The 18,753-nt window shown below is 44.2% G+C and carries 14 protein-coding genes and 2 pseudogenes; all 16 read right to left on the bottom strand.

The window, feature by feature from the left end:
• Position 1: 1 nt before the first annotated feature.
• The 16 genes and pseudogenes from GFC06_RS08220 to GFC06_RS08150 all read right to left on the bottom strand — a co-directional run bounded on the left by GFC06_RS08220 (position 2) and on the right by GFC06_RS08150 (position 18,708).
• Complete coding sequence (locus tag GFC06_RS08220; RefSeq protein WP_153690019.1) at positions 2–1,153, bottom strand: hypothetical protein; 1,152 nt, start codon at positions 1,151–1,153, stop codon at positions 2–4.
• A 6-nt stretch (positions 1,154–1,159) separates the two neighbouring features.
• Complete coding sequence (locus GFC06_RS08215; RefSeq protein ID WP_153690018.1) at positions 1,160–1,426, bottom strand: PAAR domain-containing protein; 267 nt, start codon at positions 1,424–1,426, stop codon at positions 1,160–1,162.
• A gap of 163 nt (positions 1,427–1,589) precedes the next feature.
• On the bottom strand, positions 1,590–2,606 hold the full coding sequence (locus GFC06_RS08210) for a putative type VI secretion system effector (protein ID WP_047499245.1): 1,017 nt from the start codon (positions 2,604–2,606) through the stop codon (positions 1,590–1,592).
• 20 nt (positions 2,607–2,626) lie between these two features.
• A pseudogene (locus GFC06_RS23480) lies at positions 2,627–5,386 on the bottom strand (T6SS effector BTH_I2691 family protein).
• 209 nt (positions 5,387–5,595) lie between these two features.
• On the bottom strand, positions 5,596–6,630 hold the full coding sequence (locus tag GFC06_RS08200) for a putative type VI secretion system effector (RefSeq protein WP_153690017.1): 1,035 nt from the start codon (positions 6,628–6,630) through the stop codon (positions 5,596–5,598).
• Positions 6,631–6,668: 38 nt separating this feature from the next.
• A complete protein-coding gene (locus GFC06_RS08195; protein ID WP_153690016.1) occupies positions 6,669–7,703 on the bottom strand; it encodes a putative type VI secretion system effector in 1,035 nt (344 codons plus the stop codon).
• Between the two features lie 38 nt (positions 7,704–7,741).
• Entirely contained in the window at positions 7,742–8,773 is a 1,032-nt protein-coding gene (locus GFC06_RS08190) for a putative type VI secretion system effector (protein ID WP_153690015.1), read from the bottom strand.
• Positions 8,774–8,842: 69 nt separating this feature from the next.
• A complete protein-coding gene (locus tag GFC06_RS08185) occupies positions 8,843–11,554 on the bottom strand; it encodes a T6SS effector BTH_I2691 family protein (RefSeq protein WP_153690014.1) in 2,712 nt (903 codons plus the stop codon).
• A 38-nt stretch (positions 11,555–11,592) separates the two neighbouring features.
• Complete coding sequence (locus GFC06_RS08180) at positions 11,593–12,561, bottom strand: DUF4123 domain-containing protein (protein ID WP_047499244.1); 969 nt, start codon at positions 12,559–12,561, stop codon at positions 11,593–11,595.
• 10 nt (positions 12,562–12,571) lie between these two features.
• Positions 12,572–14,941 (bottom strand): type VI secretion system Vgr family protein, encoded by a 2,370-nt coding sequence (locus GFC06_RS08175; protein WP_153690013.1) that lies wholly within the window; start codon positions 14,939–14,941, stop codon positions 12,572–12,574.
• A gap of 78 nt (positions 14,942–15,019) precedes the next feature.
• Entirely contained in the window at positions 15,020–15,172 is a 153-nt protein-coding gene (locus tag GFC06_RS08170; protein WP_153690012.1) for a hypothetical protein, read from the bottom strand.
• Between the two features lie 749 nt (positions 15,173–15,921).
• A complete protein-coding gene (locus GFC06_RS23355) occupies positions 15,922–16,101 on the bottom strand; it encodes a contractile injection system protein, VgrG/Pvc8 family (protein WP_267237670.1) in 180 nt (59 codons plus the stop codon).
• Positions 16,102–16,136: 35 nt separating this feature from the next.
• Positions 16,137–16,433, bottom strand: coding sequence for a hypothetical protein (locus GFC06_RS23350; RefSeq protein WP_228522543.1), 297 nt, complete (start codon positions 16,431–16,433; stop codon positions 16,137–16,139).
• 55 nt (positions 16,434–16,488) lie between these two features.
• A complete protein-coding gene (locus tag GFC06_RS08160; protein WP_016157455.1) occupies positions 16,489–16,890 on the bottom strand; it encodes a hypothetical protein in 402 nt (133 codons plus the stop codon).
• Positions 16,891–16,896: 6 nt separating this feature from the next.
• A pseudogene (locus tag GFC06_RS08155) lies at positions 16,897–17,588 on the bottom strand (hypothetical protein).
• Between the two features lie 472 nt (positions 17,589–18,060).
• Positions 18,061–18,708 (bottom strand): hypothetical protein, encoded by a 648-nt coding sequence (locus tag GFC06_RS08150; protein WP_153690011.1) that lies wholly within the window; start codon positions 18,706–18,708, stop codon positions 18,061–18,063.
• Positions 18,709–18,753 lie beyond the last annotated feature (45 nt).

Genomic DNA, 18,753 nt, shown 5'->3' with positions numbered 1-18,753 from the left:
TCTATTCCCGACTTCTAATTTTTTTAACCCTCGACAATATAATATTTCCATCCGACTCTGAGAATATCAGATCAACAGCATCTATATCTTTTATATTTAATAAAGAAAACATTAACATCACCCAGATATCAAATTCTCCATGAATACCAACATATAATTCAGCATAATACTGCTCAAGATTTTTATTATGTTCGTTAAGAACAACAGCTGCCTTAGCTACATCTTTTTTATTGCTATTTTTTCCTATCAAAAAATTATCAACCATCCCGACACTGGCCTGATAAAAAATCAAATTGTTAAGATCTTTGATCAGATTATCTTCATTTGTAGAAATAGATCTATATAGTCTTGCCTTCTCGGCAATATTATTCTGTTTAATTAAAATCGCTGGAGCAAAAAGAAAAGCACACATACCATCCCCCGTACCAGGATGTTTATTATTAATATCCGTTGACTTTTCCCCTACAATAATTAATCTAAATTTATCCTCCGTAACACTTAGCCATTCCTCAATATTTAATACATAGTCGTGAAAGATAAATTCACTGCTATTAATTATAGCATCAGAGAGGCCAAGTTGTTTCCAGGCCAATAAAAAAGACTGCCATGTTGAAACCCCCGATACCTGACCAACAATAAAATTAATAATCAAACCATTTTCAGAAGTAACATCCATTAATCTAGCTCTTATGGGAGCTAATAACTCATGAAATAAAGCAGTATAGCCAATCGATTCTGGGAAATTTAATGCCCTGGCCCCAATTGCATTGAACTCATTTTCTTCAAGTAAATTTAGCATCTGAGAATCTTCGGGAAAGAGATAACTATAATCTACAACACTTAAATAATCAGAAGCCCATTCAGACCACTTACAATCAATATTAGAAGCTTCCGTTAATATCATTTCATTTTTTTCAAGAGACAATCCTCGCTGAAATAATCGAAGACCTAAGTATATAATGAATGCTAAAAAAATAATTAAAGATATTACAAAAGCATAATAAAAAGAATCATTATTATGAGTAATGTAATATAATAAACTGAATAGCAGAACAACAGTTATTAACAATGAGAAAAAAATACCACTATCGCGGCCCCACCTAATAGAAGGTACAGGTTGTATTATCTTTTTATCTGGAATATTCCAACTCATTTTAACTTACCAGACCCCCGTACAGGGAAGTGTTGAAATAACATAACAACCACATTGGCAGATACATTTATGCACGGCTACTGGTTTTCCATCTGAGATCCACTCTGAAGAACCCTGGATTATCTTATTTACGCCATGAAATGGAATTGGGCATATAACAGTATCACCAAGCAGTGCAACACCTAAACCATCGATAATTATCGTTGACGAAACAGAAATCACTTTACCACCACTACTTAATGGATCATTGAGCCTGACCAAACCTTGAAACATAAACCCTCACTATAAAAAATATAACTAGCGACATATAAACTTTCGAAAAAGATAAAAACACACCTTCCTACACATTTATACAATTAGATAAAGATCAGATAATATTAATATCTTTCCCGTCAAAAATATTAGCTTTAAAATTCAAAACTTAAATAATTGTCAACTAATAGTAAAAAAACCACCATCCTGATTTAAGTAATCGAACAGACCGCCCTTGCTTCTTAAATTCTTTTATATTTTTCTTGTCGAGTTTCCGAAGATCAATATTCGTCACATTATCCCAGCCAGCAACAGTCAATATCTCCTCCGTCAACTGTTCTTTCGGAAAGGGGTGGCGTCGCCAGATTGCCCATATTGCAGGAAGGATATACAGAAAGGTTCCCATGGTCAGGAACATCGTTACCCCACTCACCATTTTTTCACTAACAATCCAGCCATCCTGATAAATAAACACTATCAACATAATAATAATTAATAAAATAACGACCGAAATGGGGACTTTCATCCCGTCAATTCGTGCCCGTCGTACTCCCTGGTAACACCACGGTGGCATAGTCAGCGAGCGCGCATGCGGCCGGACAAGGGCATAGACCAGGTACTCCTCTCCCACCGGCGCGGCAATCAGTTCCACTTCCTCACCTTCCCGACAATAGGGCGCTCCCAGCCACCCCGAAAACTGCCGACCGTTGATTTCGCCAGTAACGTACCACGCAGCAGCTGGAACCCTGTCTTCATTGCTCGCCACCATGCCCTGCGCCGTTGCCGCTGAGCCCATCGAGGCCAGCACCATCGCGGCAGACGCCATGTTCTCATCCTGCCTGCTGAAATACTCCCACGTCTGCGGATAGGCTTTGGTGTCAAAATAGTGCGTCAGGCAGCGCTGGTGATAGTTTTTCACCACTCCCCTGACCTTTATCAGCGGGGCTGGCGGGGGCAGTATCGGGTCCGGTGGCATATCAGCCAGCGCTTTTGCCAGCTGCTTTTCTTCACGATACAGTTCCGCCAGCCGTTTTTTATGCTTCTTCTTGCCTTCCGATTCATAGTACGCAATGGTTTGTCTTAATTTTATCCATTCCCTGCGCTCCCGGAGATAGTTTTCTTTCACATACCCTTTACCCTTCTCCAGCCCCCGGATATAGGCCCGGGGCATATCGGCGAACAGTTCATCATCTTCTGTCATAATATTTCGTTGCTCCAAAATTAAACCACAGCAGGGACTTCCGGCTCATCATAGATAATAAATGGCCAGTAAATTATTGGTTTTCCACGTTGTTGTTTTTTACCTGAAGATAATTGACGTGTGCTTTCTTGCAGTGAATTTCGGGCCTCATCAATAAACATATTTATTTTTTCCGGCGCATAACTATCGATATCAATCGAATTATCATCACCAAATAAACTATTCTCAATCCAAGACTGTAACGCATCACGTGAATAATATTCAGTCAAAATATATTCAGCCACCATCAATAACAGGGCAACCTCCCACGAAGCCAACAACCCTACCCATTCGACACCTAATTTTGTTAATTGTGGTGCTGCGGCTTTTCCCAGCCATACGGCCAATCCCCCTCTAGCGGTATCCCAACCAAAGCGTTCAATCAACACCGACATCAATTTCCCTTCCGCTTTGGCAATAATGGCAACATCACTAAGAGTCTTAACTAAATATAAGCCGGTAAATGCCCATTTTTTACTGGAATTCGGTAAGCTAACTTTATTCAACAATGTGGAAAAATCTAATCCCAGCGAAAGGCCAGCACTTATCAGCGAGCATCCTGCGCCAGACATTTTCATGTAGTGGAGACTATTTTTCTCTTTAAGAATGACCTCCATTGCAGGTGTTGCAATATCAATAATCCCGCTTGCCGTTGCCGATATTGCGCTGACTACCTTGGCATAGTCAGAGGGTTTATTGTTAAAGTTATCGAGTTGGTTATACAGTTCGACCACATTGAAAAATAAAACAAAAATTCTAATACTGGTCACCGCATAACCAGAAGATCCTGCAGGCTGGCGAAGATAATCTGCATACGCTTTTTCAAGTGCGGCATATTTATTACTCGCCACCCGGAGACGATCAGCCCGAATGGCTCTTTGCGTGCTGTAAAAAACAGTGCCAGTAATGTAAGCCCTACGCTCCGTTGCCCAGCCAAAATATTTACTGAACAACATTTTTGTTTCTGACTCTGACTTTCCAGAAGATAGCGAAAAAAGAGTTCGAACTATAAGGTCATTCATGGTATTGAGCACAGGTCCAATCCGTGATACGGAAAAAAACCTGGTCCCCACGGTAACCATGTGCTGATCTATTTTATACAGCACTCTTTTCGAGAATACGGCATTGCTATCCAGAGGTTTTGAAATTTCACTCGTTGCTTTTTCAAAACCTTTAAATATTTTATTAAGTTTAGCGCCATTCTTCTCAAAAAAGTAGAGCACATCATTTTCAGAAACCGGAGATATGCTACACTGTTGCAAGCTAGCCAATAATGGCTCTGCATCTGCCATTATTTCTGGATTATTATAAAAATGTGTTCTCCAGACGAGATTAGTTTTACTTGTCGTGGTATATGCGTCGATCCAGTCATCCAGCAATTTTACACCTGATGGCGACTCATTAAGCCCAGCCATCGCGAATGCAGCAATTTCACGATAGTTTGCATTATCAACAGGGTCATTAGAGAAAAAATCCTGTAACATTGTTATAAATAAAGAAGTCTGTAACCATTCACAACGATAGATAATCAGTTTAGCGAGTTGCTCATCAATTTTTTGTGTAAGATCAGCACAACATTTATTAAAAGAATCCCATTTGCTCTGATTGATCATTCGAGCATATTTAGACCAATCATTAGCGACCTGGTGTTTTTTATAAACTTCGTTTTGTTTTCCCTTTATCTGTTTTTCGAACTCTTCGCGAGTTAGTATATCCTTCGGATCTGTTCCTTTAGATTTCTCATTCTGGACATACATGTAATAAGAATAATCCATTGCAGGAGGAGAGATAAATGTTTCCTAGGGTAATACAGAAAGCTGGGCTTCAACATTCTGTTCCGAGCTTTTGTTAACAATCTCCTTAACACCGTTTATCAGATTCTGGGTACAGAACTCCAGGGCGCGTTCATCACCGAATATCTTCGCCATCGCCAGGACATCGTTTGTCCATCCCGTCAGCTCATGCGTTATCCCTGTTGCATCATGCAGCGCCATCAGCAACGGTGTGACCGGGGAACCGCCTGGCTTCACACCCCGTTCCTTCATCTGCCGGATTGTGTTTCCGACCACTCCACTCTTCCACGGGTACAATGTCTCCTGCGGCCCCGGCTCTTTGACTATTGCATAGCGTTCATTCACACACTGGCTGACGCGTATTTTATTATGGGTGCCATAAGGTAACCGCATTCCCGGGCTCAGCATGCTGCCCTGCGCCGGAATGTAATCCAGAACACTGGCAAGATTCGCTGTGGTTGCCTCCGTTATTTGCTGTGAAGCCTGTGGCGCCCTCCAGTTCGATGAACTCACGCACTGCATTCTGCTCTGCCGTTGCACGCCATCGCTCGCGTAACGCTCCAGCGTATTTTCCGTCCACGGACACTGCGTGAATGCTATCCAGATGTCATTCTCCAGAACTTCATAGGGCAGCGTCAGAAAATCCTTTCCGCCATTACTGTAGGTTCCCTGCCGACAGTCAGGCTCTGCTTTCTCCAGGACATTTTTCGCCGAAAGCTGTTTCCACAAACTGCCGTCATCACATACCGACCACGCCTCCCAGTCCGTCAGATACGGATAGTAGATATAGATATATCCTCTGCGCATTGCGCGCAGCGCATAGTGGTAATTTTCGTTTTCCACCGGGTAAGCCGATACTCCTGATGTTGCCCACTCCGGTAACGGTTCTTTAATATATTCAGGAATCACCGCATAGCGTACGGGTAGTAATGCCGGTCCCTGTGACATACAGTCACATTTATGATTTTTCATCTCAGCCAGCCCGATATATTGCGCAGAATTTCCTGCGTTCGCGACAGTTCATTTTTTTTGCTGCAGATAGTTATGAAGCGGATATTTTTTATTGCTGCCTTCCAGACTTCTTCGCAACCCGTCTGAGAATTTCAGGTCTTTTTTCATAATTTATCCAGACCGTTAAAAACCATTCAGCATCCTTATTAATAATAAAAAAAACAAAATGTCCCTCCTGAATGATCAAAGGGCGTACCTTTGCGCAGAGGGTTTGGCGGGATCTCTGTTCGCCTCCACTCTTTTTTTCGCCGTTTATGCAGAGTTTCCAGGTTAATATCCGCCACGTTTTCCCAGCCCAGCAGGGTGAATATCTCCTCTGACAGCGTTTCTTCCGGTAACGGCTTGTGTTTGTAAATTGACCAGGCCGCGGGAAGCAGACATAACCCCAGTAAGGCTAGAAAAGCTACTGCCATAAGTGAATAAAAATATGGATTTGAGAATGCCTCCCATCCATTATATACATGTATATACAATGGGATAATAAGAGCCAGACAGAGATAGCAAACCCGCAACGGGATACGCACTGCCGCCCGGCGCGCCTGATTCTTTCCCCGGTAACACCCCGGCGTCATGCACAGGGACTGCTCCTCTGGCTTGTGGATGGCATACACCAGATACTCCTCGCCGACCGGCGCCGCCAGCAGTTCCACCTCCTCCCCTTCATAGCACCAGTGACATCCCAGCCAGCCCGAAAAACGTCTGCCGTTAATACGCCCGGTCAGATACCAGGCCCCGCACAGCGGCCTGTCATAGTCCTGCAGCAGGGCCGAAGCTGTCCCTCCCGAGCCGCTGGCCGCCCAGACCACCGCCGACGCCGCCATCTTCTTTTTATACCGGGTGTAGTAGGCGTTTCCTTCCGGATAGGACAGAACGTCGAAATGCTGCACCACCCGCCGCTGCGTCAGTTTTTCTATGACGCCCCGAACTTTAATCAGCGGTGCCGGAGGCGGCAGCACCGGGTCCGGCGGGGCGTTTTTCAGCGCCTCCAGCAGTTCTTTCTCTTTCAGGCGAAAATGTGCCAGCCATTTTCCTTTTTCATTTTTGGCCTCGATATTGCGCAGAATTTCCTGCGTTCGCGCCAGCTCACTTTTTTGCTGCAGATAGTTATGAAGCGGATATTTTTTATTGCTGCCTTCCAGACTTCTTCGCAACCCGTCCGAGAATTTCAGTTCTTTTTTCATAATTTATCCAGACCGTTAAGAACCATTCAACATCCTTATTAATAATAAAAAATGCCTGCTCTTATTCCTGAATGATCAAAGGGCGTACCTTTGCGCAGAGGGTTTGGCGGGATCTCTGTTCGCCTCCACTCTTTTTTTCGCCGTTTATGCAGAGTTTCCAGGTTAATATCCGCCACGTTTTCCCAGCCCAGCAGGGTGAATATCTCCTCTGACAGCGTTTCTTCCGGTAACGGTTTGTGTTTGTAAATTGACCAGGCCGCGGGAAGCAGACACAACCCCAATGACATAAGACAAAACACAGCCAACATCATGTAAAATTCCGGGTCAGAAAATGCCTCCCATCCATTATGAATATGTATAACTGCAGGAGTTACTATTGCCAGGCTCAGATAGCAAACCCGCAACGGGATACGCACTGCCGCCCGGCGCGCCTGATTCTTTCCCCGGTAACACCCCGGCGTCATGCACACTGACTGCTCCTCCGGCTTGTGGATGGCATACACCAGATACTCCTCACCGACCGGCGCTGCCAGCAGTTCCACCTCCTCGCCTTCATAGCACCAGTGATACCCCAGCCAGCCCGAAAAACGTCTGCCGTTAATGCGCCCGGTCAGATACCAGGCCCCGCACAGCGGCCTGTCATAGTCCTGCAGCAGGGCCGAAGCTGTCCCTCCCGAGCCGCTGGCCGCCCAGACCACCGCCGACGCCGCCATCTTCTTTTTATACCGGGTGTAGTAGGCGTTTCCTTCCGGATAGGACAGAACGTCGAAATGCTGCACCACCCGCCGCTGCGTCAGTTTTTCTATGACGCCCCGAACTTTAATCAGCGGTGCCGGAGGCGGCAGCACCGGGTCCGGCGGGGCGTTTTTCAGCGCCTCCAGCAGTTCTTTCTCTTTCAGGCGAAAATGTGCCAGCCATTTTCCTTTTTCATTTTTGGCCTCGATATTGCGCAGAATTTCCTGCGTTCGCGCCAGCTCACTTTTTTGCTGCAGATAGTTATGAAGCGGATATTTTTTATTGCTGCCTTCCAGACTTCTTCGCAACCCGTCCGAGAATTTCAGTTCTTTTTTCATAATTTATCCAGACCGTTAAGAACCATTCAGCATCCTTATTAATAATAAAAAATGCCTGCTCTTATTCCTGAATGATCAAAGGGCGTACCTTTGCGCAGAGGGTTTGGCGGGATCTCTGTTCGCTTCCACTCTTTTTTTCGCCGTTTATGTAGAGTTTCCAGGTTAATATCCGCCACGTTTTCCCAGCCCAGCAGGGTGAATATCTCCTCTGACAGCGTTTCTTCCGGTAACGGCTTGTGTTTGTAAATTGACCAGGCCGCGGGAAGCAGGCACATCACCAGCAGAAAAACTATTGTGCCTGCTATAAATATATAGAACATAGGATCGTAAAATGATGCCATACCATCGCTACACAGCAATGTTATGAGGACAACGGCCAGGCACAGATAGCAAACCCGCAACGGGATACGCACTGCCGCCCGGCGCGCCTGATTCTTTCCCCGGTAACACCCCGGCGTCATGCACAGGGACTGCTCCTCTGGCTTGTGGATGGCATACACCAGATACTCCTCGCCGACCGGCGCCGCCAGCAGTTCCACCTCCTCCCCTTCATAGCACCAGTGACATCCCAGCCAGCCCGAAAAACGTCTGCCGTTAATACGCCCGGTCAGATACCAGGCCCCGCACAGCGGCCTGTCATAGTCCTGCAGCAGGGCCGAAGCTGTCCCTCCCGAGCCGCTGGCCGCCCAGACCACCGCCGACGCCGCCATCTTCTTTTTATACCGGGTGTAGTAGGCGTTTCCTTCCGGATAGGACAGAACGTCGAAATGCTGCACCACCCGCCGCTGCGTCAGTTTTTCTATGACGCCCCGAACTTTAATCAGCGGTGCCGGAGGCGGCAGCACCGGGTCCGGCGGGGCGTTTTTCAGCGCCTCCAGCAGTTCTTTCTCTTTCAGGCGAAAATGTGCCAGCCATTTTCCTTTTTCATTTTTGGCCTCGATATTGCGCAGAATTTCCTGCGTTCGCGCCAGCTCACTTTTTTGCTGCAGATAGTTATGAAGCGGATATTTTTTATTGCTGCCTTCCAGACCTCTTCGCAACCCGTCCGAGAATTTCAGTTCTTTTTTCATAATTTATTCTTACAATATGTAATATGACCATGCCGATATTTATTCAATGAATTTATTTGAAAATATAATTCAATTCTGTTTACTGGTAGATTCTATTTTACGTACGCATTCCATCAACGATTTTCCACATTTCACTATAAGTTCTGCTTTTTTTTCTTCAGAGTAGCTATCAATATCTTTCGAAAATTTTTTGCCAAACAGCGTGTTCTGCAGCCAGACTTGAATTTCATCTTCAAAAAAATACTCTTTCAGGGCATAATCCACTACCACCAGTAACAAAGCGAACTGCCAGGACGAGAAGACACCAATCCACTCAATACCCAGCGCATAAACCGTAGGTGCAACTGCGCGTCCCAGCCACATATCCGTACTGCCGACAGCCGTACTCCAGCCAAATTTTGACATTAAAGCAGGCATAACTTTGCCGCTGAGTGCAATAATGGTCGTTACGTCATTAAGGATTTTTCCCAAATATAACACTCTGTATGCCCATCGTTTACTTATTGATTTTTCATCTTTTAACTGGTAAGCATCTGAAAAATCAGCCCCCAACGATGCAATGGCATTAAGCATTGCACAACTGGCCCCTACCCATTTCAGTTTCGGAAACGATTTATCATCTTTTTTTATGACATCCATCATCTTACTGACAATATCAACCGCACCTCCCGTGGTGGCGAATCCTGCAGCGACCAGTTTGGCATAACTGGAAAAGTCATCACGTTTAAAATGATCTGCCTGGTTATATAGCTCCGCCATATTAAAAAAGAGCACCAGGAAATTGATACTTGTCGCACGATAAGCATTTTTTTTCGCTCCCTTGATACTGAATTCCGCAGTCGCCTTTTCCAGATCGGAGAACCGCACCTGAGCGACTTTTAAGCGCCCTGACACTCTGTTTTTCTGAGGATTAACAAAGAGAATTTCGTTTACATAGTAACTACGCTCAGTCGCCCAGCCAAAATATTTACTAGAGAAAGATTTTATTTCAGCTATTGTTTTACCTGCTGAAAGAGAACAGAGCGTTTTAACGACAAGATCGTTTATGGTGTCCAATTTTGGTCCCACACCCGAAACCGAGAATAATCGTGAACCCAGCGTTGCCATATGTTGGTCAACTTGATACAACACTCGCTTTGACCAGACTGGATCATTTCCAAGTGGCTCATCCAGCGCAGCTGTTGCTTTACTAAATCCTTCGAATAATTTAACCAGGTCGCCGGATTTTGACTCAAAAAATGCTAATAAACTTTGTTCTGTGACCTGCTGACTCACTCCTTTGCGTACTCTGGCAAGCAAGGATTCGGCAACAGTCATTAACTCAGGTGCATTATAAAAATGTGTACGCCAGACAAGGTTATTTTCATCAGCAGTTGAGTAATCTTTTATCCAGTCATCGAGTAAACTCACACCAGATTTCGCCGCACCTAACCCAGACATCGCAAAAGCCGCAATTTCACGAAAGTGCAAATTATCCTGTGAAAGATCAGAATAAAAGTCCTGCAGTGTACGAATAAAACATGGAGATTTAAGCCATTGACAGCGGAAAGCAATTATCACTTCGAGTTGTTTATCGATTTTTTGTGTCAGGACCTCACTACAATTAATAAACGAATCCAGGCTCTCTTGCTTTATCTTTCTTTTATATCTGCGCAGGTTATTTGCCACCCGCGACCTTTTCAGATTCTGCTCCTGTCTTTTCTTCGCCTGACGCTCAAATTCTTCCCGGCTTAAAACATCCGTATTGCCTTTCCGTCCCTCGTTCCAGACATACATTCCATATGCGTAATCAATATCGCGAGATGTTGAAAGTGAACCACCCAATGCCGCGAGCTGCTCTTCCACATTCTGCTCAGCACTCTTTTTTATAATCTCCTTAACACCATTTATCAGATTCTGGGTACAGAACTCCAGAGCGCGTTCATCACCGAATATCTTCGCCATCGCCAGGACATCGTTTGTCCATCCCGTCAGCTCATGCGTTATCCCTGTTGCATCATGCAGCGCCATCAGCAACGGTGTGACCGGGGAACCGTCTGGCTTCACACCCCGTTCCTTCATCTGCCGGATTGTGTTTCCGACTACTCCACTCTTCCACGGGTACAATGTCTCCTGCGGCCCCGGCTCTTTGACTATTGCATAGCGTTCATTCACGCACTGGCTGACGCGTATTTTATTATGGGTGCCATAAGGTAACCGCATTCCCGGGCTCAGCATGCTGCCCTGCGCCGGAATGTAATCCAGAACACTGGCAAGATTCGCTGTGGTTGCCTCCGTTATTTGCTGTGAAGCCTGTGGCGCCCTCCAGTTCGATGAACTCACGCACTGCATTCTGCTCTGCCGTTGCACGCCATCGCTCGCGTAACGCTCCAGCGTATTTTCCGTCCACGGACACTGCGTGAATGCTATCCAGATGTCATTCTCCAGAACTTCATAGGGCAGCGTCAGAAAATCCTTTCCGCCATTACTGTAGGTTCCCTGCCGACAGTCAGGCTCTGCTTTCTCCAGGACATTTTTCGCCGAAAGCTGTTTCCACAAACTGCCGTCATCACATACCGACCACGCCTCCCAGTCCGTCAGATACGGATAGTAGATATAGATATATCCTCTGCGCATTGCGCGCAGCGCATAGTGGTAATTTTCGTTTTCCACCGGGTAAGCCGATACTCCTGATGTTGCCCACTCCGGTAACGGTTCTTTAATATATTCAGGAATCACCGCATAGCGTACGGGTAGTAATGCCGGTCCCTGTGACATACAGTCACATTTATGATTTTTCATCCCTGTTCTCCTGCATATTCTAGCTTTAAACTTCTTAATTAATGCTCTTCACGAATTTCATTCCATTGCTTTTCTGTGACATGGGATGTGATTTGAATAAAATTCGCCCTTTCACTTCGTCTATTTATTTCAAGCAGTTTTTTAATAACGCTATGGTTATAAAATTCCGGAGCTACATTAATTGAACACTCACCCCATTTAATAAGATCTTCTTTATCAAAGAAAGCACACAACTCGGCTTTTTTAAGTGAATCTCTTAATATCTTAAACACCTCTACTTCCGAAAATCGTTCACTACTCAAATGCGCTAAGCGATAATTACAAATAATCTTATTTTTTATCCCTGCAAAATTTATATCACGCCAATTGTCAGCACTCAGCGATAAAGTATATGAAAGTCGAACTTGATTATTAGATTTATTTATTTTATTGATAAACTGTCCATCGCCATCAATAAAACTCCACACTTCAACTGGTCCTAACAAACGTCGTTGTTGCCAATCATCCAGGATGGAGAAAAGAGAGATTATAATTGCGGGGTCATAATACCGAAGCAATACATCTTTGCCATCACGCTGTTGGATAGCGACTTTTCCCAGGTAATCAGCGAGATTTATAATATTATCTGCACACGTAAGCCAACCACAAATCATCCTGCCCTTACCCAGCAGTATCTCATTAGGTTCTATCTCTTTCAGGGCCTGCATAATACTTTCATGTAGTATATTACAATCAGCAGGTAAAGATAAATCCAGTGAAACCAAACAGGGTTCAAATTCAGCTGATAGATAACGAGTAGCAACAGGTACCCTTACAACATCCCTACTTTTTATTTTATCATAGAATGACGAATCTTTATTCCTCAGTCTTATAATTGCAGTATCAATCATTAATATGCAATTTCTATTTAACGTTATAAAATGATTAAATATTTGTTCACCAATGTCATCCCCTCGTTTTTGCATTGCCGGTAAGGAGTAATCATAAGTTATTAAAGATTCCTTCATTTGCCCTCCATTAACCCAGCGTCACGGTAGGGCTTTGCGTACCACCAGCAGCATCAATGGCGGTGGCGCAAGGATCCGGTAACTCTATGCTAGCATTCAATGTTGCAGGAGCCATTTTCTGAATTCCAATACTCTTTACGCGAACATTGCCTGGCGCCCCTACTTCTATTTCACCATCTTTAAGCCTGATATATGCACCGCCACAACTGAGTACTAACTCTGTCGCTGCGGTAATAATCACCTGCTCATCTTTGCTGGCTATACTCAACGTTTTCTTTGCCATGAGATCCATTGCATCTCCCTGAGCCTGAATCTCCACTTTTCCTTTGCTGGCAAAAATTTTAATCCCCATCCACTGAGCGAAAAGACTTATTGTTTCTTTCACACCAAGGCGGAATTTTTTAGCGACACTGACATCCGCGTCCGCTCCAGAGGTTACAATGATATTCTCACCTGATGAGAGTTGGATACTGGCGGGAGTCACCTGAGCGATACCGGCAGGAGCAGAAAAAAGTAAAGCCTGTTTCTTGAGGTCTGTCATAGACTCCATCAACAATGCTTTTTGCCTCTCGATATCAGCCAGTTCTGCTTTCGCTTTTTCTGCCGCAGAACGAATACCTTTCGCATCCTGAAGCGCAGCTTGTAAGTTCGCTACTGCTTCATGCATATCTAACTGCAAACCTCCAGCTAATTCCTGACGATCGGCGCTGATAAAAATCCCCTTCCCTGCCCGAATAGCTCCCCACTGGTCTGTACGTAGTTCAAAGCCCTCTCCCCGCATCGCGCGCTGCGCATCCACGTTATGCCCCAGGTTCAGCTGCGTCTTCCCGCCGTACTCAGTGCTGAGCTTGATGTGCTCCTCGCCCCGTTTGTCCTCCATGCGCAGTTTGTTATTGGCGGGCGTGCGGATGACGTTGCGGGTGTGGTTTGCCTCCGTCACGTGGTCAGGATGTCGGGAGTCATGCAGCGCATGGGCGATATAAGGCCGGTCCGGATCCCCTTCATGGAACGCCACCGCCACTTCTGTGCCCTGTATCAGCGGGAAGTGAATACCGTAGGTGTCGCCGCCATAGGGTTTGGCAAGGCGCAGCAGCATGCTCTCGTAACCCTGCTGTTTGCTGTCCTGGTCGGCATCAAATTTCACACGATACAATCCCTCCGCCGTCTGATGCGCGTAGATATCTCCGCTCTTCGGGCTGCTGACCCGCGCCGTCAGCGTACCGCTGACCTTTGGTCTTGCCTTCAGCGCCGGACGCCAGCACTGCGTCTCACTGTACGGTACCGCCGCCAGCGTCACCTTCAGCGCATCCTTCCTGCTGCCGCTGAACCCGGTCCGGATGACCACCACCGGCTGCTGCAGCACGCCCGGCAACGTCGATGGCACGCTGCTGTCCGTTATCGTCAGCACCTGTCCCGGACGTAACCCTGCATCCGTGCTGGCACCCGTTATCAGCGTCTGCTCCGCCAGAAAACGCTCGTGGTCCAGTCGTGCCCAGAAGTTCCCGGTTTCCGGTGCCGAGCCGGATGCGTCACCCGTCTCAAGATGGCGTGGTTTGTAGTGATACACCTCGCCATAACGCATTTCCTCGCCTTCGCCACCGGTGATATCCGCCCTCGCCGACTGCAGCACCTTCTGCGCTTCGCGATGGTTATAGTCTTTTGTGGTCACTCCCGCCGGTGCCACTTGCTGCAGGATTTTCAGTCCCCAGACGGAGTCCGCCCCGCTGTCGCTCATTCCTGACGGGCTGTTCAGCGCCAGCCGTTTATCAAATTCATACGCGCTCTGCTGGTCTGCAAAATGCACCACTTCCGTCCGGGTGTCCGGCTGCAGCGTGAAGAAGTAAAATATGCCAACTTCCGCCAGCAGACGCTCAATAAACGCCAGGTCACTCTCCTGATACTGATTTATCTGCTCACGTTTCGGATAACTCTGCGTCAGCGTGAATTCATACTCCCAGCCGTGCAGGGCGTGCTCCTGCAGGATTTCACTCACCACTTCCGGAACTGATTTATTGATAAAAAAGCGGTGTGTGCGGAACTGTTTATCAAGCAGGGAAAGATAAGGCTCAATGATAATTTCGTGGCTGACCTGGTCGTGGGACCCTGTCAGACGCCGGAAATGGGTAACCACGCCGTAGACGAACTTCACGGGGATGGCATTCAATAATGCCCCGCCTTTCATGATCAGCAATGCCGGCTGGTTCAGGATCATATTGGCGGTCAACTCCGAGGCACTACAGGTAAAACGGACAGAATAATGGTAGAGAACGCTTAACTGCTCCAGTCCCTCAAAACGCACCACATCCAGAGCATGCGGGCATGAAGGAATCGTTAAGCTGTAACGGTTAAGCGTGGGCATGGTTATTACAGATAGACTCATATGATAATTCCTTTAAAAAATAGGATTCCCTTTACTATGTTTAATTAACACATATGAATTGATTAATTCTGTGGTTAATTAAAAAATATAATTAACTGCTTTTTTTAAACCAGCCTTATTTAATTCAGAAACCTCTCGTACTTTTATATCGATAAAGCTTTCAATTTGTGGAATGGTCATACCATCTGGATAAATCAACGCCCCATAAAATTCTTTTTCATTCTTTTTCATTCTTTTTCATTCTTTTTCATTCTTTTTCATTCTTTTTCATTCTTTTTCATTCTTTTTCATTCTTTTTCATTCTTTTTCATTCTTTTTCATTCTTTTTCATTCTTTTTCATTCTTTTTCAGGACTATACTCCAGACTAATTTATTCGAATACAGCAGAGGATTAAATGTAACCAAATTTATATTTAACGCAGAATACCGCTCGTACATTTCACCATCATATATCCAGATATTTTTTCATAACCACCAATTAAATCATTAATTAAATATGAAAAATAAACTTTTTAAATCACACCATCGCTGCTGATTCTTTGATGACCACCGCCTTGATTCACTGGAAGGTAATCAAATGCCAGCCTGACGCTTTTACCTACTGGCCGCGATTTTAGTGGAGGTCTCCAACAGCGCGTTTCACTGTACACGATCGCCATGGATTCCGTAATATTCAGGACCTGAGCCGAGCTGAGGCTTACATCGGTTGATGTAAGGAGAGATAACACTCATATTAGAGACGAGCCCAAAAATTCCCTGTCTCAGGCGATGCCATTGTCATTCATTCCGGAGGGACTATTCAGCGCTAATGTTTTGCCAAACTCCCATGCGCTTTGTTTTTCAGAAAAATAGATCACCTCAGTGCCAAGATCAGGCTGAAGCCGGAAGCCGGAAGCCGGAAGCCGGAAGCCGGAAGCCGGAAGCCGGAAGAAGAATATTCCAGCTTCAGAGAGCAAACGTTCAATAAAAACCAGATCACTTTACTGATACTGATTAATTTGCTCTCGTTTTTGATATTCCATCGCCAAATCAAAATTATATTCCCAATCTTTTAAACCATGTTCTTGTAAAATTTTACTAACAACTTCCGGAACTGACATATTTATAAAAAAACGGTACATAAGAAATTGATTTTTCAAAAACGCGACAAAATGTTCAATGATTAACTGATAGGTTGTCTGGTCTTTTGAACCACTTATACGATGGAAGATGTCACAATGCCATGTACCACTTTTCGGGCAGTTAACTCACTTAACCTCCCTATTCCCATGGTCAATGTAGTCGATTTTCTAAGTATCGACTCTGCTGCAATGTCTTTATCATTGCTGGAAAAATGAACTACATATCGATACAGCGAACTCATTTCCTCCGTACCACTAAAATTAATAACATCCAGTACAGACTTGCATGAAGGGATATACAATTGATAACGGTTTAACGTATTTTCAGATATAAATGACATCCCACCACCCAGTGATTCGGACATTCCCATATATTTAACCCTTGTAATTTTATAAAGAGCTATTTTCAGAAAGTAAAAGTTACTCTCAACGCATTGTCTTTATTAAAACAACTATATCCGCTTTCTTATTTGTGACAATGGAAAAAGTAAATCGAAGATTATCGCTAGATATCCAAAGCTCTTCCCTACCATTATCACTATAATCATAAAGATGAAAACCAAGACCTGTTAGATAATTACGAATAACTTCTGCATCACCACCGTGAAAAATAATAAGATTTGTTTCCCGAGTGCTTCCCTCAGGAGAAATATATTCGAAATAATAATTATTTGAGATCCTTGGGGCCTGCTTGATATCAACATCTGTGTAGAAATAGTAATCAAAAAAATCACTTTCCCGATATTCTAATTTATCTGGCCAGGGTATTAAAAGAGGTGACAAGGAAATCAAAGCAATAGTCACCAGTAATATTTTATAGTAGCTCATTACCATTCACCTCGACAAAAATGAATAATAACCGCCATCCCCGCTGATCACTTGTACCCGACCAGAAGTGAAATCACTCCACGGCTGCACCCATGTCATAAACGAAAGCAAACTCCCTTTATAGGGTTTATGAACAGCACAATTATCCGACGGGTCTGGAAACAGTAATGGTAAAAATCCTTTATTCTTATAATTGCCTATCGGCCCATAAAAATCCCATCGATTCAGTGCTCGCTCTTTACTGACTAACCTTAGTCTTGACTGGTAGTCTGAGGGAAGAATTGCCCTGTAGAAGCCTAAAAGATCAGAGGTAAGATCCTCTCCGCTAAAACCACTGTCGGTATACCAACTAAAACACCAATTAGCTTGCAAACTTTCAAACACGCGCGCCGTCGTCATCATCATGGCCAACGCAACGCTGTTTTTCTCACATGCAGATAAACCTTGTTTGATACGCCACTTAACAAACTTTCCTGTACCAAACTGGCGATGGTATACAAACATTTTTTGGCTATAAGTGACTTCATAATAACCATCACAGCCTGATTCACCTCGTTTTATATCTATCATCAGGTTTTTGATATCACTTCCCTGTGCATGGCTATATCTATCCATCCCAATATTTCGCTATAAACAAGCCCTGTTTTACGAGTCGATGTCCACTCAGAAGGTTCAATAATATCGTTACGTTTACTCATTATTAGCTCTTAACTCAAACTCAATACTACAAGTAGATCGGACAGAATAATGGTCAAGAACGCTTAACTGCTCCAGCCTCTCAAAACGCACTACATCCAGTGCATACGGGAATGAAGGAATAAGTTAAGATGGAGCTCTTAAGTGTGGGCTCTGATGTTGTTAGTTCCATATTCATAGAGTTAACTCCATTTAATTAAATATATTTACGCACTTATAAAACCATAATAATACTGACAAACACAATTTCCCATTAACTAAAAAATCACAGATAATCATCCCAATTACTACGCACATGAGGCCAGCCAAATCTCATCATAAAATACCCTAAAACAATCAATAAAATATTTCCCGCGCCCCATAAATATCGAAACGCATCGTTAGAAACAAAAAAAAACCAAATAGAAAAGGCAATGCCAAACATGCATAATAGATTACCCATCAGATATGAAAAATAATACATTAAATATATTACTATTTCTCTAAACTTCCCAGACCTTCCAGAAAACATTGGCAAACCTCATTAAAAAAAACCTCATTTGTATTGTGAAGCTCAATTGCTTTTTCAAAAGGTGAAACAAGATCTTCTATCAGAAAATAAAGCAGATCCAGGTCTCCCATATCTTTCAATTTTTGGTAATGGCCAGGACTCCTTGCAGCAAGATAGCGAGATGTATAGATTGCCCTGGATACCTCCGCTCCCAACGTAAGAAGCGAGCCTATACAAGCACCTGAAAAAAATGCCGTGACCAACCGATTAGAAATAACATACCCAATTTTAACGCCAGTTAGCTCTGAAAAAATCATCCTTCCGGCACTATCCCCAACTATTTTTTCCACCATTAAAGAAAAATCCAGTCGAGAAGAAAAATCATTAATAAAAACCCCAACAACCTGACCTATCAACTCCTTATTAAACCCCACTTTATTAATAAGTCTGGCAAACCTGTATTTGTCATCAGCATTCGCTCTGTGATGTTCTGTATCCATAAAATCATAGGCCAGATATCCCATACTCACCGGAAATGATATAAGCCCTTTTGTCAAAGCAGCTATAAATCCAGAATCATCAATGTTAATAGCTTCGAGCATATCTTTGGCAAGCTCTTTAGCACCATCCATATTTAGTCCTGTTGCGCAACGCATATCCCAGTACAATATAAAACC

The organism is Citrobacter braakii (assembly GCF_009648935.1).
Lineage (GTDB): Bacteria > Pseudomonadota > Gammaproteobacteria > Enterobacterales > Enterobacteriaceae > Citrobacter > Citrobacter braakii.
This window is presented reverse-complemented; position numbering and strand designations above follow the sequence as displayed.